The organism is Agrobacterium cavarae (assembly GCF_004310285.1).
In the GTDB taxonomy this organism is placed as follows: domain Bacteria; phylum Pseudomonadota; class Alphaproteobacteria; order Rhizobiales; family Rhizobiaceae; genus Agrobacterium; species Agrobacterium cavarae.
In genome coordinates this window covers 38,896-63,665 of record NZ_SISF01000026.1, presented here as the reverse complement: position 1 = coordinate 63,665, position 24,770 = coordinate 38,896, and the positions used below count along the sequence as shown (strand labels likewise).

The 24,770-nt window shown below is 57.0% G+C and carries 23 protein-coding genes and 1 pseudogene; 17 read left to right on the top strand and 7 right to left on the bottom strand.

The window, feature by feature from the left end; genetic code table 11:
• Positions 1 to 570: 570 nt before the first annotated feature.
• From EYC79_RS07200 to EYC79_RS07190, 3 genes are all read right to left on the bottom strand, one after another.
• The gene (locus tag EYC79_RS07200) at positions 571 to 1,116 is read right to left on the bottom strand and encodes a hypothetical protein (protein WP_111850915.1); all 546 of its coding nucleotides are present in this window, start codon (positions 1,114 to 1,116) and stop codon (positions 571 to 573) included.
• Complete coding sequence (locus tag EYC79_RS07195; RefSeq protein WP_111851014.1) at positions 1,109 to 1,372, bottom strand: hypothetical protein; 264 nt, start codon at positions 1,370 to 1,372, stop codon at positions 1,109 to 1,111. Before EYC79_RS07195 ends, EYC79_RS07200 begins: the two co-directional genes overlap by 8 nt.
• A 122-nt stretch (positions 1,373 to 1,494) precedes the next feature.
• Positions 1,495 to 1,722: a helix-turn-helix domain-containing protein gene (locus EYC79_RS07190; protein WP_111850916.1), complete on the bottom strand. Its 228-nt coding sequence runs from the start codon at positions 1,720 to 1,722 to the stop codon at positions 1,495 to 1,497.
• Positions 1,723 to 1,789: 67 nt separating this feature from the next.
• On the opposite strand from EYC79_RS07190, the gene EYC79_RS07185 reads away from it, so the two are divergent.
• Positions 1,790 to 2,533: a cyclin family protein gene (locus EYC79_RS07185; protein ID WP_130977562.1), complete on the top strand. Its 744-nt coding sequence runs from the start codon at positions 1,790 to 1,792 to the stop codon at positions 2,531 to 2,533.
• Here the strand turns inward: EYC79_RS07185 and EYC79_RS07180 are convergent.
• Positions 2,478 to 2,711 carry a helix-turn-helix transcriptional regulator gene (locus EYC79_RS07180; protein WP_111850918.1) on the bottom strand — a complete coding sequence of 78 codons (234 nt, stop codon included), beginning with the start codon at positions 2,709 to 2,711 and terminating at the stop codon, positions 2,478 to 2,480. The two genes, EYC79_RS07185 and EYC79_RS07180, sit on opposite strands and share 56 nt — an antisense overlap.
• Positions 2,712 to 2,907: 196 nt before the next feature.
• On the opposite strand from EYC79_RS07180, the gene EYC79_RS07175 reads away from it, so the two are divergent.
• The 6 genes from EYC79_RS07175 to pepT all read left to right on the top strand — a co-directional run bounded on the left by EYC79_RS07175 (position 2,908) and on the right by pepT (position 10,625).
• Entirely contained in the window at positions 2,908 to 4,446 is a 1,539-nt protein-coding gene (locus EYC79_RS07175) for an ABC transporter substrate-binding protein (RefSeq protein ID WP_236760390.1), read from the top strand.
• Between the two features lie 5 nt (positions 4,447 to 4,451).
• Positions 4,452 to 5,435, top strand: a complete 984-nt coding sequence (locus EYC79_RS07170; RefSeq protein ID WP_111851015.1) for an ABC transporter permease — start codon at positions 4,452 to 4,454, stop codon at positions 5,433 to 5,435.
• Between the two features lie 4 nt (positions 5,436 to 5,439).
• The gene (locus tag EYC79_RS07165; protein WP_130977586.1) at positions 5,440 to 6,312 is read left to right on the top strand and encodes an ABC transporter permease; all 873 of its coding nucleotides are present in this window, start codon (positions 5,440 to 5,442) and stop codon (positions 6,310 to 6,312) included.
• Positions 6,309 to 7,958: a dipeptide ABC transporter ATP-binding protein gene (locus EYC79_RS07160; RefSeq protein ID WP_111850921.1), complete on the top strand. Its 1,650-nt coding sequence runs from the start codon at positions 6,309 to 6,311 to the stop codon at positions 7,956 to 7,958. The genes EYC79_RS07165 and EYC79_RS07160 overlap by 4 nt, the downstream gene beginning before the upstream one ends.
• 89 nt (positions 7,959 to 8,047) lie before the next feature.
• Positions 8,048 to 9,283, top strand: coding sequence for a CapA family protein (locus tag EYC79_RS07155; protein ID WP_111850922.1), 1,236 nt, complete (start codon positions 8,048 to 8,050; stop codon positions 9,281 to 9,283).
• Positions 9,284 to 9,356: 73 nt separating this feature from the next.
• Positions 9,357 to 10,625: a peptidase T gene (gene pepT, locus EYC79_RS07150; protein ID WP_111851016.1), complete on the top strand. Its 1,269-nt coding sequence runs from the start codon at positions 9,357 to 9,359 to the stop codon at positions 10,623 to 10,625.
• A gap of 25 nt (positions 10,626 to 10,650) precedes the next feature.
• Here the strand turns inward: pepT and EYC79_RS07145 are convergent, their stop codons facing one another.
• Complete coding sequence (locus EYC79_RS07145; RefSeq protein ID WP_321191324.1) at positions 10,651 to 10,917, bottom strand: helix-turn-helix domain-containing protein; 267 nt, start codon at positions 10,915 to 10,917, stop codon at positions 10,651 to 10,653.
• Positions 10,918 to 11,028: 111 nt separating this feature from the next.
• Between EYC79_RS07145 and EYC79_RS07140 the strand changes: the two are divergent.
• A pseudogene (locus EYC79_RS07140) lies at positions 11,029 to 11,235 on the top strand (ATP-binding protein); the annotation flags it as partial.
• Between the two features lie 265 nt (positions 11,236 to 11,500).
• Here the strand turns inward: EYC79_RS07140 and EYC79_RS07135 are convergent.
• The gene (locus EYC79_RS07135; RefSeq protein ID WP_111851018.1) at positions 11,501 to 12,187 is read right to left on the bottom strand and encodes a recombinase family protein; all 687 of its coding nucleotides are present in this window, start codon (positions 12,185 to 12,187) and stop codon (positions 11,501 to 11,503) included.
• A 319-nt stretch (positions 12,188 to 12,506) separates the two neighbouring features.
• Complete coding sequence (locus EYC79_RS07130) at positions 12,507 to 13,085, bottom strand: recombinase family protein (RefSeq protein ID WP_025590885.1); 579 nt, start codon at positions 13,083 to 13,085, stop codon at positions 12,507 to 12,509.
• A gap of 428 nt (positions 13,086 to 13,513) precedes the next feature.
• On the opposite strand from EYC79_RS07130, the gene EYC79_RS07125 reads away from it, so the two are divergent.
• The 9 genes from EYC79_RS07125 (at position 13,514) to EYC79_RS07085 (ending at position 24,701) form a co-directional block, all read left to right on the top strand.
• Complete coding sequence (locus tag EYC79_RS07125) at positions 13,514 to 14,980, top strand: exopolysaccharide biosynthesis polyprenyl glycosylphosphotransferase (RefSeq protein ID WP_111850923.1); 1,467 nt, start codon at positions 13,514 to 13,516, stop codon at positions 14,978 to 14,980.
• Entirely contained in the window at positions 14,964 to 15,500 is a 537-nt protein-coding gene (locus EYC79_RS07120) for a transcription termination/antitermination NusG family protein (protein ID WP_080670334.1), read from the top strand. Before EYC79_RS07125 ends, EYC79_RS07120 begins: the two co-directional genes overlap by 17 nt.
• Before the next feature lie 111 nt (positions 15,501 to 15,611).
• Entirely contained in the window at positions 15,612 to 16,931 is a 1,320-nt protein-coding gene (locus EYC79_RS07115; protein WP_111851019.1) for a UDP-glucose dehydrogenase family protein, read from the top strand.
• 91 nt (positions 16,932 to 17,022) lie between these two features.
• Positions 17,023 to 18,225, top strand: coding sequence for a polysaccharide biosynthesis/export family protein (locus EYC79_RS07110; protein ID WP_029658604.1), 1,203 nt, complete (start codon positions 17,023 to 17,025; stop codon positions 18,223 to 18,225).
• Positions 18,226 to 18,287: 62 nt separating this feature from the next.
• Positions 18,288 to 18,971, top strand: coding sequence for a hypothetical protein (locus tag EYC79_RS07105; RefSeq protein WP_111784173.1), 684 nt, complete (start codon positions 18,288 to 18,290; stop codon positions 18,969 to 18,971).
• Between the two features lie 202 nt (positions 18,972 to 19,173).
• Positions 19,174 to 21,498, top strand: coding sequence for an AAA family ATPase (locus EYC79_RS07100; protein ID WP_025590894.1), 2,325 nt, complete (start codon positions 19,174 to 19,176; stop codon positions 21,496 to 21,498).
• On the top strand, positions 21,495 to 22,355 hold the full coding sequence (locus tag EYC79_RS07095) for a hypothetical protein (RefSeq protein WP_111850924.1): 861 nt from the start codon (positions 21,495 to 21,497) through the stop codon (positions 22,353 to 22,355). Before EYC79_RS07100 ends, EYC79_RS07095 begins: the two co-directional genes overlap by 4 nt.
• A 106-nt stretch (positions 22,356 to 22,461) precedes the next feature.
• Complete coding sequence (locus tag EYC79_RS07090; protein ID WP_162693090.1) at positions 22,462 to 23,868, top strand: O-antigen ligase family protein; 1,407 nt, start codon at positions 22,462 to 22,464, stop codon at positions 23,866 to 23,868.
• Positions 23,868 to 24,701, top strand: coding sequence for a metallophosphoesterase (locus EYC79_RS07085; protein WP_162693089.1), 834 nt, complete (start codon positions 23,868 to 23,870; stop codon positions 24,699 to 24,701). Before EYC79_RS07090 ends, EYC79_RS07085 begins: the two co-directional genes overlap by 1 nt.
• Positions 24,702 to 24,770 lie beyond the last annotated feature (69 nt).

Genomic DNA, 24,770 nt, shown 5'->3' with positions numbered 1-24,770 from the left:
AGCGGTCACAATATGGAGAAACGGACATCTTGATCAGGCGGTTCGATGGAGGAGGTCGATGCCTATCGATGGCTTCGTCTTGAGGCGCTGGCGTGCAAGCCAGCCGCGTTCGCGAGCACATTTGATGACCCTACGGGAACCGTCCTACTTGTCCGCAAGTCCACATGACGAAGAGCTGCCGGAATGGCTGCTTCTGTGTTGCGTGCCTCGGAAGATTGTGATCGCCTTTTGACCCTTCCCAGCCATTCTCAACGAAACCGGTGATCAAACAGCGGACACTCGCTGCCTCGGTTATACGAGATGCTCAGGCGAAGCGCGTCCGAATCGTGGATGAGGATACGGGAGGAGGGTTTTCGCCGCCTACGTTCCCGCGAACAGCCTTCGGCGGAGGCATGTTTGTTCCGATGATAAAGAGCGCAGCACTTGGCAGCTCTGCAAAAAGTTGTTGCCGGAAGCTGACAGGCAGGAAACCACCCGCCTCGGCTATGATGCGGACGTCCCGACCGATAAAAAAGTCAACGGCCCGACTGCGATCAATGCGCAGCAGTCCATTTCATCCCGACCCAAACATCACCCTTTCATCGACCTCATGTCAGGCATCTCGAGCGAAAACGGATCGATCTCGCGGATCGTTAGCTTTGCATTGATCAAGCGAGCGCCATAACCGGCTCTGAGCCACTTCGCGGCATTCGCGATGTCGAAACGCGGCCGGCGCTTCCCGTCCTCGGGCTTGGTCGCTTTCTCCAGGGCGGAGGCAAGTTCATCGATACGGTACAATCCACCAACACTGGGCAGAGGCATCTCGCGCTGCTGCAGCGCCTGGCGCTTGATGTTCAGCTTCTCGGCCACGTCGGCAAGACTAACCAGGTCGGGACGTACCTCGCGGAGCTGTGTGCCTGCGGGAAGATGCTTCAGAAGTGCACGCGCCGTTGCGAGAATAGCACTCTCCGCATCCTCGCCGTCCGCTTCGACCTCAACGCCGAGAAGTCCGGGGATTCCTGTGCCGACCAATGAATCTTCAAAGCCAGCCTCGAAGACGGCGTTGGACAGTTCCAAAGCGTCGTGCTGCCCGGCGGGAAGAGCGAAAACCAGTTCGAATTCGAATTGTTCAGTCATCTTCTTCACTTTTTTCGTCCTGTTTCGTGCAGGCAAGCGCTTTCTGCCTCAGCTTCTTCGCGTGTCTCTCGGGATCCTTGGGCGTCGACCAGACCGACATCTGGCAGAACTCTCCACATCTGCAGTCGCTGCTGTTGATCGGGCAACGCAAAAGACCCCATGCGTGCCCCTGGCCTTCCACGACACTCCAGCCAAGCGCTTCCAGCTCTTTAAGGACGGCCTCGATTTCCTTCGATTTGTGTTTCTTACGTGCCAATTTAGGTTCCGGCAATTAAGTTGTCAATGGACAAGTTATTGTTGGTTGCCCCTCGGCGGCGATGTTGAAAAATAAAAGCAGCTTCAAACTATTTCGTAGTCAGGCTGTCCGAGTAGCCACGGTCAGCCTGGTTTCCTGAAACGAACGCCAACTCCGCCGCCATTCTCGGGGATGAACTCAATACCGCCGTCCTCCAGCACTTTCCGAATTCGCGCGAGCGTCGAAGCCCGTAACTCCTCACCTCTCTCAAGGCGAGTCACGGTTTGAGTTGACACCTGCGCCGCATTTGCGAGCTGGATAACGCTCCAATTGAGCGCCACCCGGGCGAGTTTACATTGGATCCCGTTCATTTCACCATGTCATGGTGATTTGTGTTGCACATGTCGCGTTTACTCTGTACGTTTCCGGTTGTCATAGTTGACGGCTGCGCTCAGTGTTTGCACCACCAAGCACAGCCTGACCACAATCAAGCTTTCGGGAGCTCGGATCATGGCTGATTCCGATAATAGCAGAACTTTGCCTTCAGGCATCCAAAGAAACCTCTTCGCCGTTGCATCAACCTTTCTGACCGCGGAGCTCGAGGAGAGGGCGCGTGACGACGCTGCAGCCGTCGACCCTGCGCTACGGGTTTGGCATGAATGGCTGACCGCCTTCGACGATTATGCGCGGCTCACCGATGTCCAACAGAGGCTTGAGAAGGCGCTCCTTCAAACGATCGGATTTCCACAGGTTCTGGTTCCGGTCGGTAGTGGGGCTGCGCCGGTTCAAGCGAAAACCGAGGCGGAGATCGACGCGCTTCTCCCCGGCGAGGATCGGAGTGGACAGCGCGATGCCTTGAAACGAGATCTGGCGGTGCGGGTAGCTGCGTGGCAGCAGGCCGATGAAGCAGAAGGGTTCAGTCGGGCCAAGGCCCTGTCGCATGAGGCCGGAGAACGGCAAGCCGAGCTTTTGAAATCGCTCTGGTTGACACCTGCTCTATCGATGGCTGGGTTGGCGGCCAAGGTGCACGCTGTTCTGCGGCATGGCGAACCCGGTCCCGGCTATGGCTTCCCGTGGACACCTTTACGCGGGGTCATCGCCGATTTTCTCGTCCTCAACGGGGTGTCTATCGGCGATCTTTCGCCAACGGAGGCGGGTCGGACAGGAGGTCGATCGCGGTGACGCCGAGCGCTTCGGCGATGTCGTAGATCGTGTAGAGCCTCGGCTGTGAGATGCCGGTCTCGAGATTGCTGACGGCGGTCCGATGGAGGTTGGCACGCTCCCCCAGCTCCTCCTGCGACCAGCCCAGGTTGGTTCTCCTAACGATCAGATTTCTTCGAAAATTTGCTCGGTTTTCCATTTCCAAAGTTATTGCGGAATGAATAGTATTTCACTACAGAGTATACTCTGAAATCAGCGGTTGCCCGGGTCGGGACATCAGCGGGAGGGACAGCATTCCTCGCGAAGGGCACCGCTTTGTCAAAAAAGAAGGGAACAAGAGAATGAGTTTACATAATGATCCCAGAGCGATCCGCTATGCAGCCGTCTTCGGCCTTATGGTTTCCGCGCTTTTCGCGTCGCCGCTCGCCGCACAGGAATTGCGAGTCGCAACCTCCTACAAGCTGATGACACTCGATCCTCAATTCGCCGATCTCAACGAGAACACGTCGCTGCTATCGCACATCTACGAGCGGCTGGTTTATCAGGACGAGAAACTCAATCCGAAACCCGGCCTGGCCGTGTCGTGGAAACGGCTTTCGGATACGCAATGGACGTTCAGCCTGCGCGAGAACGTCCATTTCCATGACGGTTCGCCATTCACCGCCGAGGATGTCATCTACTCCCTCGAACGGATACGCAGCTTCCTCAAGCCGCCGAGCGGGGGCTTCCAGTCCTATACGCAGGCGATCAAGTCCGTCACCGCCCCGGATCCGTTGACCGTCGTCATCGAGACGAACACGAACGCACCGACATTACCGCTGGCGCTGTCGTCCATCTTCATCATGCCGCATCTGGCATCGGAGTTCCGCTCCACCGAAGATCTGAACGGCGGCGCGGCCGCACCGAACGGCACGGGCCCTTACAAGTTCGACAGCTGGCAGTCCGGCGAGCGACTGAAGCTCGTGCGCAATGACAGCTACTGGGGTGGAAAGCCTGCCTGGTCGCAGGTGGAGTTCCGGGTGATCGAGAGCCCCGCCGCCCGCGTCGCGGCGCTTTCGACCGGCGACGTCGACCTCGCCGACTACATTCCAGCGCGCGACGTTGAATCGTTGAAGACCCGCGGCCTCTCTGTCGCCAGCGCGCCCGCCGCCCGGTCGAACTTTTTGCAGTTCGATCTCGACAAGGACACGTTGCCCACCGTGACAGACCGCGCCGGCAAGCCGATCGCCAACCCGTTCAAGAACAAACTGGTTCGGGAGGCACTGGCGATTGCGACAGACCGGTCGCTTCTGGCCGACAAAATCCTGCTCGGCTATGGCACCGCGGCGGCCCAGCTTTTTCCGAACGGCCTTCCCGGCACATCCGCCAAGTTGACACCCACGCCGCCCGACTACGCAAGGGCCAAGGCGCTTTTGGCCGAGGCGGGTCTGGCCGACGGCTTCAATGTCGTTGTCGCGGGACCGACAGGCCGCTATCCCGGCGACGGGGAATCCCTTCAGGCGATCACCCAGAACTGGGCTCGGATCGGCGTTCGTGTGCAGCCGGTCGTCGCTCCGTTTTCGACGTTCGCGACCAAGCGGTCAGCAGGCGAGTATCCTGTGTGGTACGGCGGTTGCTCAGGCGACTCCGTCTCTGTGTGCCTGGGCGCTGTTCTTGCCTCGCCCAATGCCGAGCGCAAGACAGGTTCCCTGAACTACGGCCACTATCGGAACCCGGCGTTCGATGCAGCGCTCGACAAAGCGCAAGGGATTGACGAGGGTCCGGAGCGAGACGCTGCAATGGCAGCTGCGACGGAGTTGGTCATGGCGGACTATCCGATCGTGCCGCTGTACCATTTTCACCTGATCGCAGGTTACGGCAGGAACGTTGCCTCCTACACCGTGCATGCGCGTGCGTGGACGACTGCCATGCAAGCCGTACCTGCGGGGGAATGAACGCCATGACCCTGCTCACCACCGCTGGCGGAAGGCTGGGACAAGCCCTCCTCCTGTTGTTCGTCATGTCTCTGATCGGCTTTATCGGCATTCAAAGCGTCGGCAATCCGGTCTTCAACATCGTCAACGTCGAAACGGCGACTGCGGAGGACATTCGCCAAGCGACCATCGCCCTTGGACTGGATCAGCCAGTCTGGCGGCAATACCTCCTCTTTGCCGGAAACGTCCTCGCCGGTAATTTTGGCACGTCCTACGTCTATCATCTACCGGCCTTCTCCTTGGTGCTGAGCAAACTGCCAGCGACGCTTGAGCTGGCAGTCCTTGCCATGGTTCTTGCGGCAACGCTTGGGACTCTGGTCGGGCTTCTGGCCGGTCGGCGGCAGGGAACATTTCTCGATCGGATCGTTCTGAAGGCAAGCGTCTTCGCGCTCAGCGTTCCGTCCTTCTGGCTCAGCATGATGCTGATCCTCGGCGGAGCCATCCTGTCAGGCTGGTTTCCGTCGGGAGGGCGCGGGACGACAACGGCGCTTTTCGGGGTGGAGTGGAGCTTTTTGACGAGCGACGGCCTTGCGCATCTTGTCCTTCCGGCACTGGCACTGGCGATCCCGAATGTGGCACTCATCGCACGCCTCGCGCGGGCAGGAGCAATCGAAGTCGAGAGGCTTGATTTCATCCGGTTCTGCCGGGCGAAGGGTCTATCACCGCGGCGTATCCTTTTCAGCCATACCCTGCCGAATATCAGCGTGCCGATCGTGACGGTGATCGGGCTTCAGTTCGGCGGTATGCTGGCCTTCGCCGTGGTGGTGGAGACGATCTTTGCCTGGCCAGGAGTCGGCAAGCTCCTGATCGACTCGATCCAGCTTCTCGACCGGCCGGTGGTAATGGCAACGCTGACGTTCATCTCGGTGGCCTTCGTCACGCTCAATGCGCTCGTCGATCTGTTCTACGCCGTGCTCGATCCGCGTGTGCGTCTTTCGCAGGGAGGTTGATGTGATGATTGCCGAAACGCTTCGATCAATCCGCAATCGCACCTTTGGATGGGTTGACCTCCCGAAACTTCTGCTTTGCGCCTACGTTCTGCTAGCCGTTGCTGCTCCAGTCCTGGCACCGCAGAACCCCTACGATCCCGTGCAGATCTTCGCCTGGGAGGCATCGTCCAGGCCCGGCTCAATGGGCAGCGGCGGCTTCGTTTACTGGCTCGGGACCGATGGTCTCGGGCGCGATATCGCAAGCACGATCCTCTACGGCTTGCGCATCAGCCTGCATGTATCGGTCGTCAGCTCCGCCATCGCCGCCCTTATCGGTTTGACTGCGGGTGTAAGCGCCGCCTTCTTCGGGCGGTGGGTGGATGCGGTCATCATGCGCGTGGTCGATCTGCAACTGAGCCTGCCGACGATGCTGGTGGCACTCATCGCCATCGTGACGCTCGGGCCGGGCATCGACCGCATTGTTCTCGCTTTGGTGATTGTACAGTGGGCCGCATACGCGCGCATCGTGCGCGGAGTGGCGCTCAGTGAGAGGAACAAACCCTACGTCGATGCCGCCCGTCTTCTCAGACTTCCAACCTATCGGCTCCTCTTCCGGCATGTGCTGCCGAACAGCATTGCGCCTGTCGTCACACTCATACCGATCGAGGTCGGCCATGCCATCGCACTCGAGGCGACGTTGTCGTTCCTTGGCCTCGGCGTGCCGATCGATAAGCCTTCACTCGGCTCGACTGTCGCCAGCGGGTTTCAGTATCTGCTGACCGGTCAATACTGGATCAGCCTTTTCCCGGGCCTCGCGCTTTTCGGGCTGATCGCCACCATCAACTTCGTCGGTGAGGACCTGCGCCGGCACCTAGACCCACGGAGCCGATCCCTATGACCGATCCAGCATCCAAGACGCATCTGCTTGAAGTGCAGAACCTCTCTCTTCACTATCGTACGAGCTCCGGAACGACCCCGATCCTCCACGACATCGCATTCTCTCTTGATAGGGGTGAGGTGGTGGGTCTCATCGGCGAATCCGGCGCCGGAAAATCCACCGTTGGAAACGCCATCCTCGATCTGCTTGCGCCGGAGCTCGAGCGAACCAGCGGCGCAATCCTGATTGCTGGCGAGGATCTAAAGCTTGTTGATCGTCGGGATCGCGACGCCATCAGGCGCCGGAGGATCTCGGCGATTTTTCAGGACCACACGAGCTCACTTGACCCCTTGATGACTATCGGCGCGCAGATCGAGGAAACGATCAGGGCCGCACACCTTAAGCTCCCTCGCAAAGACGTCAAACACCGCGCTATCGAACTTCTGGAGCGTGTCGGAATCGACGATCCGGCAGGGAGGCTTCGGGACTACCCGCATCAATTTTCCGGCGGCCAGCGCCAGAGGGTCGTTATCGCTATCGCGCTCGCCGGATCGCCGGACATCATCATTGCGGATGAACCGACCTCGGCACTCGACGCCACTGTCCAGAAACAGATCCTCGAGCTGCTGCGCAAACTCGTGGATGAAACAGGCATTTCCATCATCCTCGTCACTCATGACATGGGCGTCATCGCCCAGATCGCCGACAGGGTCGTGGTCATGCGGCACGGCCAGGTCGCCGAGCAGAATGTGGTATCGGAAGTGCTCGAGCGACCGCAGAGCGACTACACCCGCAAACTGCTGGCCGCCGTCCCGAAGTTGCGAATATCCGGTTCTGCTGACGTGGCTTCCTGCTCGAATAGATCGATGGACCCGGAGACGACCATTGCCGGAGAGGGGATCGCAAAGACCTTTCCGTCACGCGGTCCGCTGTTCTTTATCGGCAAATCCCAGGGAAAATGCGCGCTTCGCGATATATCCGTCCGGTTGGAAAGGGGTGCGATCACAGGCGTGGTCGGAGAGAGTGGAAGCGGAAAGTCCACCCTCGGGAGGCTGCTCGCGGGGCTGGATCGCGCCAGCGCCGGCGAATTCAGGATCGGGGAAGATGCGTTCGACGCCTCACGATCGGGCGCTAGGAGCGGTCTGCTCGGACGTGTCCAAATGATCTTTCAGGATCCGGCGGTATCGCTCAATCCCCGCATGACCATTGAGAAAACCCTGCTTGAAAGCGCCCGCTATGGAGGGCGGGCGGTGAGGGGAGAACGGGACGATGTCGGAGCCATGATGGACCGCGTCGGGCTGACGCGGGGCCTGTTGGGGCGTTACCCGCACCAACTATCCGGCGGCCAGAAGCAGCGGGTAGCCATCGCTCGCGCGCTTCTCGCCAAACCGGAGATCGTCGTTGCGGACGAGCCGACCTCAGCTCTTGACGTCTCCGTACAGGCGGAAGTCATCCATCTGTTGAAGGAAGTCGTCGCGGAGCAGCATGTCACCATGATGTTCATCTCGCACGATCTGGCCGTCGTGCAGGACCTCTGCAGCTTTGTCTATGTCCTGAAGGACGGGCAGATGGTCGATTCCGGCTCCTCGGACTTCATCTTCATGCACTCGCAACACCCCTATACGCGCAGCCTTATCGAAGCCCGGCCGCGCCACTTCATCCACTGAATTGATAGGCCGGCCCATCCTGCAAGGGCCGCCCCGTCCACATTTCCAACCCGCAAGTGCTCCGGCGTCACCGCCGGGCGAGGTGTCCTATGTCCTCAAATTTTACATTGGCTTTAACAGGTCAATCACTCATCAAGCGCGACACGCGCGACGTCAGTGCTCCCGGTTTTGAACAGGTGAAGTCGATCCTGCGATCGGCGGATCTGTCCTTCACCAATTTCGAGGGAACGATCCTGGGCCGCAACGGTGGATGGCCTCTGAAGGGTTCGTTCTACGGAAGCAGCGAACCGATCGTGCTGGACGCGCTGAAAGACATCGGCTTTCAGGCGGTTGCCCTTTCCAACAACCACGCCTTCGATCTCGGTCCATCCGGGGTGCTATCGACATTGGAGGAGGTGGAGGGGAGGGGCTTCCTCCATTCAGGTATCGGCAGAGACGAGGCTGATGCTGGCACGGCCGGCCTCGGAGAAGTGGCGGGCCGACCCGTATCGATCGTCGCAATGGATGGTGGACCTGGACCCGACTTCATGTATGCGGCGAATGCGGGCAGCGGGCGTCCCGCGCGCCCGGGCGTGAACCGTCTCCGACTGACCCAGGTCCTGGAGGTCGACGAGCCGGCATTCGAGAGTCTTCGCGAGATGCAAACCCGGATCGGCTACACCCGCATCGATCTCACCAACGATAGCCAGCCCGACGATCCTCCTTTTATCGCTGACGACGAGATCGGAATAGCGCGCGCGATCTTCAAACGCTCCGATCGCTTTGGCCGCAGCGTGAAGATCGACGAGGAGGATTTGAGGAGAAATCTCGAAGCGATTACCACATCCGCGGACGAGGGCCGGCTCGTCGTCGCCTATCTGCATCACCATCACTGGGCGTCGGACTGGTATCAGATGCCGGGTTGGGTCAGCGCCGTCGCCAAGCGCTGCATCGACGCTGGCGCAAGCATGTTCGTCAGCCACGGTGCCCCTGTCCTGCAGCCGGTTGAGCTTTATCGGGGTCGGCCGATCTTCTACAGCCTAGGAAACTTCATTTTTCATGTCAAATCGGAGAAGTCGCTTTGGACGGCACCCGAAGTGTGGGAAAGCGTTATACCCGTATGCACCTTCGGCGAAGACAATTGCCTGAAAGGGGTGAGGTTCTTTCCGGTCATTATTGGGGGCGAGGAAGCGTTGAGGGACGGCAAGCTCGAACGTCGCATTGTGCCGGAGCTGGTGACAGGCGCTGCTGCTCACCGCATCTTGCAGCGGTTTGCCGATCAATCGCGGAAACTGGGCTCTAACATCCGCATCTGCGATGACGTTGGTATTCTTCGGCTCGAATAATGTCTGCTTTGCCGAGGAAGAATGGCCCAAAGAATGGGACGGCGCGAAGACCCTTCACAGACACGGAGATCAAATGATTCAGAGTGACGCCAAAAGCGAGTTGATCGAGCGTTTTTTCCGTTATGCGGCGATCGAAAGCCAAAGTGATGCGGCGGAAGTGCCCCTTCCATCTTCGACCGGGCAATTGAAACTCGCTCGCCTTCTTGCTGAGGAGTTACTGGCACTTGGCGTCGAAGACGTCGTAGTCGACGATCAGGCAATTGTGACAGGCGTCAAGCGCGGCAAGACAGCGGCTCCGCGTGTCGGCTTCATTGCCCATCTCGATACCGTCGACGTTGGGCTTTCGCCGACGGTTCATCCTCAAATCCTGCGGTATGAGGGCCAAGACCTGTGCTTGAATGCCGAGCACGACATCTGGCTGCGGACAGATGAACATCCCGAACTGATCAGATGGAAAGGGGAAGACATCATTGTCGGGGATGGTACGAGCGTGCTCGGAGCCGACAATAAGGCGGCGATTGCCGTCATCATGACGCTTCTTGCGAGATCGAGTGGTGAGGAGGATCACGGCGACATCGTCGTCGCTTTCGTCCCTGACGAGGAAATCGGCCTTCGAGGATCTAGGGTGCTGGATCTCGAACGGTTTCCCTGCGATTTCGCCTATACGATCGACTGCTGCGAACTCGGCGAGGTCATGATCGAGAACTTCAACGCTGCCTCCGGCAAGATCACCTTTCGCGGCGTCAGCGCTCACCCGATGTCAGCAAGAGGCGTGATGGTCAATCCGCTGATGATGGCAATGGATTTCATCGATCAGTTCGATCGAAATGACACGCCCGAATGCACCGACGGTCGTGATGGCTTCTTCTGGTGCAAAGATCTCGTGACCGACGAAAGCGAAGGCCGGCTCAGCATACTGATCCGCGACTTCGATCGCGAGCGGTTCGACGATCGAAAACGGCGTATTCTGGATGCCGCCGAGACCATACGGCTGAAATATCCGACCGGTGAGGTCCGTGTCGACCTTGTCGACACCTATCAGAACATGAACCACGCACTGCAGCAGGATCCACGTGCAGAACGGCTTTTGTTCCAGGCACTTGAAGACCTCGAGATAGCGCGGAAACTGGTGCCAATGCGGGGCGGGACCGACGGTGCGATCCTCTCCGCGAAGGGAATACCAACACCAAACTTCTTCACGGGCGCTTACAAGTTCCACTCCCGATATGAGTTCCTGCCCGTTCCGGCATTCGAAAAATCATATCTGGTCGCTGCAGAGATTTGTAGACTGGTGGCCATGGGCGGAGGACTTCTCAAGCACCGTCCGCGGCCGATCGGTTGAAATTTTTCGAGCTACCGCAACGCAGTTATTCGCTGGAGCTTCCGCTCTTTCTGGGATCGCGCAACAACTCAGCTACCTCAATTTGAAGAATGTTCGCGATCGTTTCGATCGTGTCGAGGGAAGCGCTGTACTGGCAGCGTTCCAACGAACTCACATAGGTTCGGTGGATGCCCGCTCTCAGTGCGAGATCTTCCTGGGAAAGGCCAGCGGCCTGCCGCGTCTTTCGGAGATTGGCGGCAAAAATTTCTCTAATGTTCATCTCCGAGATTGATGCGCATTGCAGCGCATTCATCTACAGAGTATACAATTCATGCGGTTGGAAGATCACCGATAGTGGCACCGTAACGTTAAAGGGCTGCGGCCAAGACTGGCAAGCGCCGTTTCCTCTTACGCAGCTCGCGCCACCAACCTGACCTTCAGCGAATGGGCTAGCGTCTACGGGGATGCCAACATGACCACCGCACTCCTCGACCGGTTCACTCATCATTGTCATATCCTCGAGACCGGCAATGATAGCTTTCGCATCAAAAACGGCTTGCCCTACGAGCCCAAAACGGCGAAGGGAAAACGCAGGAACTTGACCACAACAACCAACATAAACCATATCTAAGGCGGGTCGCTTCTCGGTGGAAATACCGGGTCGGCTCCCAGGGGAAGTCAATAATCGGGCGCGGCCCAATTTCGCTTAGCCTCGGTTTTGCTTCAGAGGACTATGGCTATGCGGTCGATAGGTCCGCCAATCCCGGACCCGGTGTTAGTAGGGAGGATGCGTCGCTCTTCAGCGACGACCCAGTAGTAAGACGATGAAGCCGTCGGCGGCACCGTCATCGGAACGGTGCAGCACGCGGGCGGCAGATTCGTCACTGCGAAACCTATCACGAGTTCACGCTGGTTTCCGGAGCCCGGTCATCGATCGGTGGCTCGGACGGGAGGTACCCGTATCGGTCCTGAGTGGCTAGATCTCCTGGGTGCGAAGGCAAAGGCGGCACACTAGGCTTGGAGACGCGATACGTGCGTTTCAGGTAGCGCTGGAGAGTGCGGATCGATACGCCGGACTGTCCGGCGACTTCTCGCATACAACGGCCCTCGAAATGCACGGCGTGACAGGCGTCACGAACGCGATCCTCGTCCATGGCTTTCGGTCGTCCTATTACGCTTCCCCGGGCCCTTGCTTCCGCCAAGCCCGCCCGCGTCCTCTCCACTATAACTGCCCGCTCGAATTCTGCTAGTGCTGCCATCATATGGAACATTAAACGACCGCCCGGTGAGGTGGTGTCAATGTTTTCCATCACTGAACGGAAATGGACTTGTCGCTTTCCAAGTTGATCAATTAACTGCACAAGTCCGGATAATGAACGACCGAGGCGATCCAAACGCCAAACCACAAGTGTACCGCCTGGCGTTAGACTTTCAAGAGCGGCTTCCAGACCCTCTCGAGCAAAACTGTAGCCTGACCGACCTTGATCTTCGTAGATCCGATTGCACCCGGCGCCTCGAAGCGCTGTAAGCTGGAGATCAAGTTTTTGTTCCTCCGTCGAAACGCGTGCGTACCCAACTATCATAAAATATTTGTCCATCACCATATTAAGCTTGAGGACGAAATCTTACTCTGTTCGCCCACGCAACGGCTTGGTTGCCACGTTCCACGCTCCCTTTTTGTCATTGCTGCATGAAGCGGGGCCAGGTACCGTAATACCGCTGCGGCGGGCACAATTCCGCAAGCCGATTAATATTGGTTGGAGTTGTGTGTTAAAACTTTAGTGGTCGCGTTTATCCCTCTTCCGTTGTACTTTTCTCCTTAAATAACAATCCCAGATCGCGAAAATTCCAAGTTGTTGTGGCGGAAACCTTTGTTTCCTCCCGCTACACAGCAGAGAACCCTCACAATTCCGCAAGTGAGTTAACTGTTAACTTACCCAAGTGCCGGCTAAGCGTTCTTCGGCAGACATTCAACTCTTTCGCAACCTCTGAAGGACATCGGTGCAGCCGCTCGATTGCGTGCTGAGCTCCAACTATCTGATCCATTGTTAGTGCGCTCGGGCGGCCAAGCCGTGCACCCCTGACCTTCGCGGCCGCCATCCCGGCCCGTGTCCGTTCGCTGATAAGCGAGCGCTCGAACTCGGCAAGAGCTGCCATCATATGAAACATTAGCTTGCCGCCTGAAGACGCCGTGTCGATATTTTCGCTAAGCGATCGGAAATGTACGTGACGTTTTCCGAGCTGCTCCAAAAGTCCGACCAATCCGACGAGTGAGCGTCCGAGCCGATCCAGCCGCCAGACTACAAGCATATCACCTGGTACAACCGCGTCCAAGGCTGCTTCCAGGCCAGCGCGCTCGAAATCGGAACCGGATTGCCCGTGATCGCTAAAGACTTGGTCACATCCCATCCTTTCCAGAGCTTGTATTTGAAGGTCGATCTTCTGCTCTCCAGTTGATACACGCGCGTATCCTACGATCATTTGACACTCACTTTCCGGAACAAGACGGGCGACGAGGCGCGAGCGGACAATTTTCTGTCCTGAAAATCCTTTTAACCAGCTGATTCACACGCCGAGGCGCTTGACAAAAAGGGTCCTTTCTGTCGCGCGCCGGCGACGGAGTAGTGCACGTCAAAATTCGTTAATGATTTCAGTTCGTAGTTTCCGTAGAATTGTAAAATAGTACATTCGACCCCATGTGGTCAGAATCGACCAATTTTGTCGCGTGTATCTCATGAGACGAGGCCTGCCGAAACCAGCGCCACGCCTCAATTGATGGGTTTCTCTCTTCGGTCTCTGCCTCGGTGCTCCGATGTCTTGGGCGCCGCTGGCATTCCGAGTTATCTAGCGGAAACGATTTCGGGTCAGCTTATCATTCTGCCGCCTTCGGGTTTCTGGGGCATGCATTGATGCGCGGCAACCTGGATGTATCGGACATCAATCTAGCTGCGGGGGAGGCGAGTGAGGCCCCGGCGTCCAGTTCCTTTCCTGTCGTCACGTGGAGGATCACGCGGGATGCTTTGTCGAATGTCTTGATGCTGTCGCACGGCATTGCGATTGTCGGATGCGGTGGACTGACAGATTTGCTTCTGTGGCGAGAGCCGCCGTTTCGCCCCGATTATAGCCAAGTCTCGATCGCCTCTATGGTGTTTTACGTTCTCGTCTCTGTGGGCATCGGGAACTTTCCAGCAGCTTCGGGTACGAAGGTCTCTGTTGGCTATTTGAAGTCAGCGATAGCGTGGCTCGCTGCCGTTCTCCTTCTTGCGTTGGTGATTTTGACGGTTAGGAGTGGCGGTCTATACTCTCGACTTGGCTTAACCGCTTTTGCTCTGGCAGGGCTGGTTGCAGTTACGGCTGTCAATGGGCTTGCATCACGGTTCATAGCGGTGCGCCTTAAAAAGGGCTCCATCGCGTTTGCGCGCGTGCATGTGGTGACCTTACAGACGCACCCGACCCAGTTTGACGTTGTTTGGGTGCCTCCGCCTGGGATCGAAGTCGTCGAGAGACATTTCATTCCTGTATCTTCTCCTGAATTCCTGGAGCAATGCCGTGACGTTCGGGCCATCCTTCAGCGGTCGGTGGCGAAAGGGTGCTGCGATCAGATCCTGCTGGCGGCCTCGTGGCAGGACGCCGGGCGGATCTCATCCCTTCTGCGGGAAATCGGGCCGTTGCCAGCGCCGGTCGTTCTCCTGGCAGATCCAGCGTTTGTTGGACTGAGCCAGCATCGTCGCATCATCTTAGGGGATGATGTCGGCTTCGAACTGCAGTCCGCCCCATTGGGATTGAGTGCGCGGTGGGCCAAGCGTGCGTTAGACGTTGTAGCTGCAACTGCGTTGATCGTTCCTCTTGGCCCGGTGATGCTTCTGGCTATTTTGGCGATATGGCTCGAAACGGGTTCCCCGATCCTTTTTCGCCAGGACAGACGCGGTTTCGGCGGGGTGCCATTCAAGATCCTGAAATTCCGAAGCATGACGGTTACCGAAAATGGCGCCGATATTCCGCAGGCGCAGCGCCAAGACCCACGCATCACACGGGTTGGGCACTTTCTGCGACGCACAAGCATCGATGAGTTACCGCAGCTGTTCAACGTCCTGAACGGCGAGATGTCGCTTGTCGGACCAAGGCCGCATGCGATGGCTCATGACGACTACTATGACCGATTCATCGAGCACTATGCGTTCCGTCATCATGTGAAACCAGGAATCACCGGCTGGGCTCAGGTGAATGGCCTGCGAGGCGCAACAGAGACGTCCGAACTCATGCGGTCTCGTATCGAACATGACCTCTGGTACATCAACCATTGGTCGATCTGGCTAGACGCGAAGATTATTTTCCTCACCGCTTTAAAGGTCTTCCGCGATGACAACGCCTATTGATGTCAATGTGCGGCCGGCCGCCGGAAGAGGCTGGTACGTATTTCGCTCTGTGGCACGCGGGGAGGGGTTGGCTGAGGCTAATCTCACTAAGCAGGGTTTCGTTCATTTCCTGCCAAAGGTCATAGTCACGAAGCGGCATGCCCGTCGGTATATTACCCAAAAGGAATGGTTGTTCCCGCGGTACGGGTTCCTTCTGATGGATCTGTCCCGTGACAGATGGCGAAGCGTCAATGGGACTTACGGTGTCGATCAGTTGGTCATGGGGCTTGATGGTCCTCAACGCGTTCCAACCAGAGTGATCGAAAACCTGCAAGCAGCGACCGGTCCAGACGGTCTGTTCTCTCCCGATGCTGAATTGCTCCCTGGTGTGACAGTGCGAGTGAGGCAGGGCCCCTTAACGGGAACGCTGGGGGTTTTGCAAAACCTGGATGGTCGGGGGCGTGTCGAACTTCTCCTTGATCTCATGAATAGCCAGGTGCGGACCACGGTTGCCCGCGAGTGGATTGAAATCAAAGCATAGGGTCCCGCAGCTGTGGGATTTGTTTGGGAAATAACCCGGTTGGAGCATGGCTTCACCCGGATGGCGGTAGCGTGGAAACCGCCGGAATATCATTCCGAAGGAAGAGAGACGTTGAAGATAGTGGTAATTGGTGCGGGCTATGTCGGTTTGGTCTCCGGGGTCTGTTTCGCCGACTTTGGCCATGACGTTGTTTGTGTAGAAAGTGATGTGTCCAAGATTGAAGCTCTCCTTGCGGGAAGAGTTCCAATCTACGAGCCCGGTCTTGAGGAACTCGTTGCCAATAACAGGCGTGCTGGGCGGCTTTCATTCAGCAATAATCTCTCCGATGCTCTGGACGGTGCAGATGCGGTGTTTATCGCTGTAGGCACGCCATCGCGCCACGGTGATGGGCATGCGGATCTCTCCTATGTCTACGGGGCGGCCAGGGACATAGCTCGATCCGTGAAGCGGTTCACAGTCGTGGTAACGAAATCGACGGTTCCCGTAGGTACCGGTGACGAGGTCGAGCGCATCATCCGCTCGGAAAACCCGGCCGCCGAGGTGGTCGTCGCATCCAATCCTGAATTTTTACGTGAAGGTGCGGCAATCACCGATTTCAAGCGGCCTGATCGCATTGTGGTCGGGACGCAAGACGAGCGTGCCCAAGCTGTCCTTACGGAAATCTACCGGCCCCTCTTCCTCAATAAGTCTCCGATAATATTCACGGACATACGGACCGCAGAACTGATCAAATATGCCTCCAACGCATTTTTGGCCATGAAGATCACTTTCATCAACGAGATCGCCGATCTCTGCGAGCGTGTCGGCGCGAATGTACAGCACGTGGCGCGGGGGATAGGCGCTGATGGACGTATAGGTTCAAAGTTCCTTCATGCTGGCGCCGGTTACGGTGGGTCCTGCTTTCCGAAGGACACGCTGGCACTGGTGAAGACAGCGCAGGACCATGGTAGCCCCGTTCGCCTGATCGAGACGACCGTCACCGTCAACGATGAACGTAAACGGGCGATGGCGCGCAAGATCATTCTGGCCTGTGACGGTGACGTGCGGGGTAAAACCATTGCAATTCTTGGGTTAACCTTCAAGCCAAACACTGATGACATGCGCGAGGCGCCGTCTCTGTCGATTATCAAGGCGCTTGAAGAGGCGGGTGCTACGGTACGCGCTTATGATCCCGAGGGTGTCAAGTCAGCGCGCGCAATGCTGCCCAACGTAGTGTTTTGCGACAATGCCTATGAGGCTGCGGAAGGTGCCTGCGGAATTTCACTGGTGACTGAATGGGATCAGTTTCGAGCACTCGACTGGTCGCGGCTTCGCCTGCTGATGTCCGAGCCGGTCTTCATTGATTTGCGCAATGTCTACACGCCGGAAGAAGTCACCAGACACGGCTTTTCATACCATTCCATCGGGCGACCGGTCTCTCCGGGCAATTGACCCTTTCTCATCCAGCTCTGCGACCCACCTCAACGGCACGGACCATCCCCGGCTTGCCGCTCCCGGGCAACTTAATGATAGGAGCTTTCGCATGAAGCGAAGACAGTTTTGTTATTCGGTCTTATCGCTCGTTGGCGTTTCGAGTTGCTCGTCGCTTCCAGGCAGCGGCCCGGGCGCGCGTGACGTTGCGTCCAAAGCCACGGCATCCTTAAGGGAAACTGCTACGAGCGCGTTCAAATACGTGTCAGTCGACCTTACTCAACAGGTTCTTGCTGTTTTGGGAGATCCTGGTCCGGGCTCTTTTTTGCGAAGTTTTGGCAAGGGACGGAGTGGCCCGCCAGAACTGATGGTCGGCGTCGGAGATACCGTGTCCATCACCATATTTGAATCGCAGTCGGGTGGATTGTTTGTTCCCAATGACGCGGGTTCTCGGCCCGGCAACTATGTGACACTTCCTTCGCAAACCGTAGATCAAAAAGGCTATATTTCCATCCCTTATGCTGGGGCGGTTCTTGCAAAAGGTCGCACGCTGGGTGTGATCCAGGCAGATATCGTCAAGAGGCTGTCGTCACGGGCCATCGAGCCTCAAGTGGTTATCTCGGTGACGAGTCAAGCCTCTAACGAGGTAACCGTGATCGGTCAGGTTGGGTCGCCCGGCAAGCTCAATATCAATTCCGGCGGAGATCGCGTGCTCGATATTCTGTCGCGCGCCGGGGGTATTACCAATGCAGGTTATGAGACGTTTGTGACTCTGCAGCGGCGCGGCACCAAGGCAACGATCTATTTCTTGAACTTGGTGGATGACTCGAAAGAAAATATATATGTAGCGCCAGACGACACGCTCTATGTCTATCAGGAGCAACGGTCGTTCACCGCCTTCGGGGCTTCTGGCAACAGCGGGCAGTTCAAGTTCGAGCAGGAGCATGTATTGCTCTCGGATGCCGTGGGCAAGGCCGGGGGACTTCTCGATTCTCAAGCCGATCCCGGCCAAGTGCTGCTGTATCGACTGGAGCATCGCGCAAACCTCGAAAAGATGAAGGTGAATCTCTCGGCATTTGCTCCAGACGTTCTGGAGGTGCCGACAATCTATCGCGCCAATTTCCGCGATCCCTCTTCATTCTTCGTGGCCAAGAAATTCTTCGTACATGATCGTGACGTGCTTTACGTCACAAACGCCGACCAGGTCGAATTGTTCAAGTTCCTCACACTCATCACCGGCATTGTCGGCGCGGCAGCCTCGACGGCCGCAGACGCCGCTACAACCAGAAATGCGGGCCGGTATCTCAGCCAATGAACTCTAACAGAGAAGTGAGTTCCATAACTTGCCCCCATTGTCAGCTCATGGAGATCTTGGACATGAAACGTCTTTTGCTGTTGTTGGGAATATCTGCATCAGTCCTCACGCAGGCATTCTCTTTCCCTGCCGTTGCACAGAATGCTTCCACGGCGGTAAGTGGCGGGGCCTGCGGCGGATCATATAATCTGCCGGACAAGCTCCCTGGCCAGCAACTTTCGGATTTTAAGTCCAATCCGGAAGCGCTGCTGAAGAGCAATCCGGTCGGTGGGCTGCAATTGAGCGGTAAAGTCAAGGCGCTGACGGAAACGGACCCGTCAGCCGCAGTTGATGCGCTCCTCGAGATCGCACGCTCGGCAAATTCGACGCAAGCAGCCGCCATCGGATCAGGCTTGGGGCAGGCGGCCACGGCAATCATGGCGGTTGACAAGCTGTGCGGTGACGACATTGCGCGCAGGATTGCCAGCTCCGGCTTGAGTGACGTGCTGATTGGCTACAACATGGCGACGACAGAAACATTGATGCTGTCTGCCAGTGGCGCAGATGTTGGTGCTGGTGTCGGAGGGGGAGTTGGTGTTGGAGGGGGAGTTGGTGGCGTCGTGAACGGAAGCAGAGGTGCTCCTTCAGTCGGTGCGACAACAAGTGCGAGCGGCAGCTCAAGTCATACCAACACCGCCGATACGTTCAGTTTTTCGGGCTCGACCATTACCTGCTCGACATCAGTTAGTCCCCGGCGGACATGTTGAGTATCTCCTGTCAAGTTGGGAGCCGTTGAGACCCCGCTGATACGGTACAAGAAGCATCCGGTCGATAGATATCGGATTCGAGAGTTTGTCAGGGACAGCCTGAAACTGAATCCTGAAAAATCAATGAAAACAAAGCAGTCGAGTGTGTGTCTCGCTTAATCGCTATTTGACAGACATCAGAGTGCTTTCATAAGGATCCGGCATGTCCGATCGCGCAGTAGACAATCGCCTTGAAACTATTCCGCCTAAAGAGAATCCAACAGGAGTACAAACAACAATTGACGTCGTCGGGCTCATAGCTGCTTTACGTCGACAAAAGATGGTCGTTGTCATCGCGACATGTTCAGTCCTCTTGCTCGGCGCGGTCTACTGCGTTTCAGCGGTGCCTCGTTACACGGCTACGAATGAGATTATTATCGATAGCCACAAGAACCTTTCGGACCTGACGGCAAGCCTGGCCGACGCGACGCTAGATACGGCTGCCATTGACAGCCAGGTCGAGGTTATCAAATCGGATAACGTCGCAGCGTTGGTGAGCCAAGAGTTGCAGCTTGATCAGAACGAGTTGTTTTTGAATGGCGGTGGTTTGTTGTCCGCCGTCAGAAGCACATTTTCGCGTATCGTCAACTTCGGGTCATGGTTTGTCTCGCCGTCGGTCAACGAGGAGGAAAGGCGGCAGGCTGTCCGAGAGGCCATCATCGCAAAGCTTGAGAGCAATCTTGAGGTCAAGCGCGTTGCGCGAACCTATATTCTGACCGTCAGCTATACATCGCCCAATCCCAAGTTATCCGTCGATATCGCCAACGCCTACGCGGATGCCTACTTCACGGATCAATTGAATGCCCGCTATGAGCAGGTCAAGCGCGCCAGTGGCTGGCTTCGGGATCGCCTGACCGAACTCAAGTCAAGTTCAATTCAGGCCGATATGGCGATCCAGCAGTTCAAGGCGAAGCACGGGCTGGTGTCTTCAGGTGATGGCAAGTTTATCGGTGACCAACAGGTTACTGAACTGACCTCGCAACTGTCTGCTGCGCATGATCAAACCGCTAATGCTGAAGCCCGCCTGAAGCAGATTACGGATATTATTCAATCGGGTAGAACCGACGTCGCCGTCACGGATCAATTGGGCAGCGCTGTTATCAATGATCTGCGCACCAAATATCTCAAGGCAGCCAAGACGGCGCAAGAGCTGACCAGCAAACTCGGCCCAACGCACTACCAAGTGGTCAGTCTTCATAAGGATATGGATGAGTACCAGCGGCTAATATTCGTAGAGTTAAAGCGTATCGCGATGACCTATACTTCAGACCTTGAGGTCGCACGGACGCGCGAGAAAACGCTGAACGATTCAATGAACACCCTCGCGGGGGAGCAGACGTCGTCCAACGAGGTCATGGTGCAATTGCGTCAATTGATCCGGGAATCGGACAGCTACCAAAACCTGTATACGACATTCTTGCAGCGCTATCAGGATGCACTTCAGCAGCAATCGTTTCCGACGACAGAGGCGCGAACCATCACCAGCGCCACCCTGCCCAGCAAGCCAAGTTGGCCCAATATACCGTTTGTGATGGTCTGGTCGTGCTTGGTGGGTCTTATGCTTGGCGGTGGTCTGGCGGCATGGCGGGAATATAATGATCAAGGCTTCCGTACGCCCGATCAGGTGCGGGAGAGCACCGGACTTCATTTCATTGGCATGCTTGAGAAACTGCCTAGCAAAAAAAATGAGCCCGAACAGTCAGAGAGCCCTGATGCCCGCCATGTGCTTATACGTGAGCCTATTATGCGGCACGTGCTTGAAATGCCTCTGTCAGGCTTTGCCGAAACGTTGCGGTCAGCGAAGGTCGAGGTCGATCTTCAGATCAATGCGGGGCGGAAAGTCATTGGCATCGTCTCTGTGATGCCCGGCGAAGGCAAGACAACAACGGCGAAGAACCTGGCAAGTCTCATTGCTTTGCAGGGCGCTCGTGTTCTCCTTATCGATGCGGACTTTCGTAATCCCGGAATGACGCGACGCATGGCCCCCCATGTTACGGCCGGGTTGATCGAGGTACTTCGGAGAGAACGGCCACTGGAGGAACTTTTGTTGCGGGAGCCGGAAAGCGGCCTCCTGTTCTTGCCAAGCGTCACGAAGAAACGGATTCTCGACAGTCAGGTTCTCCTTGCCTCAAATGAGATGGAGAAATTGCTCGAGGAAGCCGCTGCCAATTTTGATTATGTGATCGTTGATCTACCGCCACTGGGACCCGTCATCGATGTCCGCGGGATCAGCCGCTTCTTCAATGCCTTCGTCTTCGTGGTCGAATGGGGCACCACGCCGCGCCGTGTCGTTCGGCGAGTGCTGGAAGAAAACAGGGATATCTACGAAAAAACCGTTGGCCTGATCTTCAACAGTGTCATCAGCGCACGGATGAAGAAATACAATTACGGTGAATCGCGCGGATACTATTACGGAAAGTATGCGTACTATTACACGGATAGCGGAACCGGTAAGGAGAGGGCGGGTGGCAAGAAAACGCGCTTGTGAGACGCTTTCTCTATTTTGTCCTGACGATCGGGGCCAGCAGCCTTCTCTTTCTGACGGCCGGCAACGTGCTGCTGGATATCTTGCCGACCAGTGATGTTCGCCGTCTCGGTCGCGCAGCTGAACTCGCAGCACTCAGTCGTCAGTCGGTTACCCAGCGGGCAGGGCTATTCGATGCCAACAGTTGGATAGACCCCAAGGTTCTGACAGAGGTGGCAGACTCGAAAGAGATGAAAGCCGCAGAGAGCAGCTGTCTGGACGAGGTGTCGCGTGGTGTATTGGCAGTCCGGCTGGGCGCGCTCGATCAGGCAATTTGGTCCGAAGCCAGGGATCGGGACATCCAGAGCCTTCTTGTTGCTGCAAATCGGGCTGTGAAACATCGGCTTCAATGCACGCCGACCGATGGCAACGCATGGATGCTTCTTGCCCAAATTATGGTGCAGCAAGGCGGTGACAAGGCGAGCCTCACTCGCTTGCTAGATCTTTCGTATTTTTACGCCCCAGCGGAAAAATGGATTATGATTCCTCGCTTGCGACTGGTGGGAACTTTGGTGGATACAGGGAGGATCACCCTGCCGCCACAGCACGGACTTGACATTGAGCGCGTCATCAGGCTGGGCGAACCTCGCGAGATCGCCTCGCTCTATAGTGAGGCTGGAGAACGATCGCGACAGTTGATGCGAACCGTGATTGACCGGCAACGTCTCGATCGCCAGGTGCGGATCTTGAAGATCATTGATGCGCTCGGGGTTTCCTATCCTGTGCCTTTAAACTGTCGACCGCCAGCTTTGAACGGTCCACCGGGGACGGAGCTTGATCTGAAGCGTCCGGCGGAACTCGTCGTCGCCTGTGCAAGATAGGGTTTACGGAATTCTCAAAGATCCACACAGTCATCCGGCAGGGACGGAGTATCAGGCCAATGCGATGAGGAGAGCGGGGGCATGGCAGCAGCCGTTTTTCACGGGAATGCGTGCCGTCTTTTTTCTCGTCCTTGTCTTCCCGATGCTGACATTCGGTGCGGTGGATTTCGAACCGCTGGCCGTTATCACCATGGTGGTCGCGGTGAGCGCGGCGATCATGTGCTGGCGTCCGTTTCCATATCCGCGTGTGTCCTTCATTGCGGGGGTGGCGCTTGTCTGCCTCGTCGTTCTCGCGTTGACCCAATATGGGCAATCGTTACGGCTCCTCGACAACCCGTGGGAGCATCCCGCCTGGAGTTATATCAGGTCGCTTGTCGGACCGGTCGAGGGGGCCCTGTCCGTGACACCGGAGCAGACCAAAGCTGATATCATCGTATGGTCACCGCTCCTGACTTTTGTCGTGGCGCTTCATCTCTTCAACTGTAGAGGTGAGGCCTTCCTGCTCCTGTCGATATTGTCGTATCTCGTAGCGGCGGTGGCAGCGATCAGTCTTTGCCAGTTCCTGCTTGCCCCTATGACGGTCGGGTTTGAGACGAAAACCGCCTATATCGGCAGTCTTACCGGCTTTTACATCAACAGGAATTCCGCTGGCACCTATTTTGGCATCGGTATCGTTATCAATGCCGGTTTGCTGGGTTTCTACTTGCAGAGTAGTAGCCTCAGGGCCCTTGCCAGCAAGGTCTTGAACCCCGGTCGCCTGACCAATGTGGAAAAAGCGACGTTTTACATGATAGTTGGTCTGCTCATGGACGTATTGGCGCTCGCGGCTACCCAGTCGCGTGGTGCAACGGCGTCGGTCTTCATCGGGCTGATCTGTCTCGTGTGGCTCTTCAATGGAGGGAAGAGGCGCCGTCGCCGTTCCGCTCCGAGATCAATTGCTCGAGGGTGGCGGTTGGCGCTCATCGTCAGTTTGATGTCGACAGCGGCAGTGGTTGTTGCACAAGAAGCGATCTACCGCATGGGGGCTCAATCGGTCGATCAGGCACGGCTGTGCGCATTTTCATCGACGGCGCAGGCGGTGCGAGACAATTGGCCGCTTGGCTCCGGTTTCGGCAGTTTCCCGGATGTGTTCCCCGCCTATCGCTCACCGCAATGTTCCGGTATCGAGGGAGTCTGGGATGCTGCCCATAACTCCTACCTTGAGGGAGCGCTTGGGCTGGGCATCGTTTTCTTGGTCGTTCTAGGGGTCGCGCTGACAGCGCTCGGATGGGCGCTTGTGACAGGCCTGCTCGAGCGGTCCCGCTACCGCTTCGCGCCGGTCATTGGCCTGACAAGCCTTCTCGTTGTCGCCTTGCATTCACTCGTAGATTTCTCCCTGCAAATCCCCGGAAACGCGCTCCTTCTTGCAGCCCTTCTTGCTGGCTGCGTGACGATCTCACTGGGAGAAAGACCATCGTTCGATCCGCTCGCGGACACAGCAGTCCAGCGCAGGCCGGCGGCAGATCAATCCTGATGCGAAAGTTGGTTGATTTCTTCTTGAAGCTCCTGCCTGAGCGGGAAGAGGTGACAATCGCGCGCGCCGCTGCAAGAGTTCCCGATGGTGTGCGTGTGTACGTGATCGGCGATATCCATGGTCGCGCGGACCTGCTTGCGCAAGCCTTTGCCAAAATCGATGCCAATGAGGCCGCACACCCCTTCAAGCGTAATGTCACGGTGCTTCTGGGTGACTATGTTGACCGCGGTTTGCGGTCCCGCGAGGTCATTGATCAGTTGATCGAACGGCAGATGACACGGCGTGTGGTGACGCTGCGTGGCAATCATGATGACAGCATGCTGCGTGCGCTGAACGATATGGACATCGCACTGCGGTGGCTGGCTGCGGGAGGCCGCGAAACACTCCATGCCTACGGTATTACTGTTCCCGCCAATATCGACCGTGATATCGTTCATACCGTGATGGCTCTGGCCGTGAAGCAAATTCCCGCCGAACATAAAAGCTTTCTCGAAAGACTCCGCCTCTACGTAACGATCGGTGACTACGCCTTTGTTCACGCAGGCATCCGACCAGGAATCGCGCTTGAAAACCAATCAGCGGTGGATCTTATGTCGATCCGACAACCCTTTCTCGACTGTGTCCTGCCGCATGATTTCATGATCGTGCATGGGCACACGCCGGTCACTAGCCCGGTTTTCAGGTCGAACCGGATCAATGTCGATACGGGCGCCTATATTACCGGGAATCTCACCTGTCTGGTTTTGGAAGAGGACAGGCAGTTTATTTTAGAACCCCGGAATGAAACTTGCCAAACTGTGCCAGGAAAAATCAGATGCGGCACAGAGAGCTGAGAGCATCGCACGGCTTCTTTATCGCTGGGCGACACGGTGGCTCCCTAAGCCGGTATTGTTACCCGATCA

What these genes read in the sequence shown, in the direction of transcription:
- EYC79_RS07180 (WP_111850918.1), bottom strand. Translation starts at nt 2,711, where the DNA reads ATGGAAAACCGAGCAAATTTTCGAAGAAATCTGATCGTTAGGAGAACC.
- EYC79_RS07085 (WP_162693089.1), top strand. Translation starts at nt 23,868, where the DNA reads ATGCGAAAGTTGGTTGATTTCTTCTTGAAGCTCCTGCCTGAGCGGGAA.
- EYC79_RS07125 (WP_111850923.1), top strand. Translation starts at nt 13,514, where the DNA reads ATGCGCGGCAACCTGGATGTATCGGACATCAATCTAGCTGCGGGGGAG.
- EYC79_RS07105 (WP_111784173.1), top strand. Translation starts at nt 18,288, where the DNA reads ATGAAACGTCTTTTGCTGTTGTTGGGAATATCTGCATCAGTCCTCACG.
- EYC79_RS07175 (WP_236760390.1), top strand. Translation starts at nt 2,908, where the DNA reads ATGGTTTCCGCGCTTTTCGCGTCGCCGCTCGCCGCACAGGAATTGCGA.
- EYC79_RS07090 (WP_162693090.1), top strand. Translation starts at nt 22,462, where the DNA reads ATGCGTGCCGTCTTTTTTCTCGTCCTTGTCTTCCCGATGCTGACATTC.
- EYC79_RS07120 (WP_080670334.1), top strand. Translation starts at nt 14,964, where the DNA reads ATGACAACGCCTATTGATGTCAATGTGCGGCCGGCCGCCGGAAGAGGC.
- EYC79_RS07110 (WP_029658604.1), top strand. Translation starts at nt 17,023, where the DNA reads ATGAAGCGAAGACAGTTTTGTTATTCGGTCTTATCGCTCGTTGGCGTT.
- EYC79_RS07130 (WP_025590885.1), bottom strand. Translation starts at nt 13,085, where the DNA reads ATGATCGTAGGATACGCGCGTGTATCAACTGGAGAGCAGAAGATCGAC.
- EYC79_RS07170 (WP_111851015.1), top strand. Translation starts at nt 4,452, where the DNA reads ATGACCCTGCTCACCACCGCTGGCGGAAGGCTGGGACAAGCCCTCCTC.
- EYC79_RS07135 (WP_111851018.1), bottom strand. Translation starts at nt 12,187, where the DNA reads ATGATAGTTGGGTACGCACGCGTTTCGACGGAGGAACAAAAACTTGAT.
- EYC79_RS07155 (WP_111850922.1), top strand. Translation starts at nt 8,048, where the DNA reads ATGTCCTCAAATTTTACATTGGCTTTAACAGGTCAATCACTCATCAAG.
- EYC79_RS07160 (WP_111850921.1), top strand. Translation starts at nt 6,309, where the DNA reads ATGACCGATCCAGCATCCAAGACGCATCTGCTTGAAGTGCAGAACCTC.
- EYC79_RS07190 (WP_111850916.1), bottom strand. Translation starts at nt 1,722, where the DNA reads ATGAACGGGATCCAATGTAAACTCGCCCGGGTGGCGCTCAATTGGAGC.
- EYC79_RS07165 (WP_130977586.1), top strand. Translation starts at nt 5,440, where the DNA reads ATGATTGCCGAAACGCTTCGATCAATCCGCAATCGCACCTTTGGATGG.
- EYC79_RS07200 (WP_111850915.1), bottom strand. Translation starts at nt 1,116, where the DNA reads ATGACTGAACAATTCGAATTCGAACTGGTTTTCGCTCTTCCCGCCGGG.
- EYC79_RS07145 (WP_321191324.1), bottom strand. Translation starts at nt 10,917, where the DNA reads ATGAATGCGCTGCAATGCGCATCAATCTCGGAGATGAACATTAGAGAA.
- EYC79_RS07100 (WP_025590894.1), top strand. Translation starts at nt 19,174, where the DNA reads ATGTCCGATCGCGCAGTAGACAATCGCCTTGAAACTATTCCGCCTAAA.
- pepT (WP_111851016.1), top strand. Translation starts at nt 9,357, where the DNA reads ATGATTCAGAGTGACGCCAAAAGCGAGTTGATCGAGCGTTTTTTCCGT.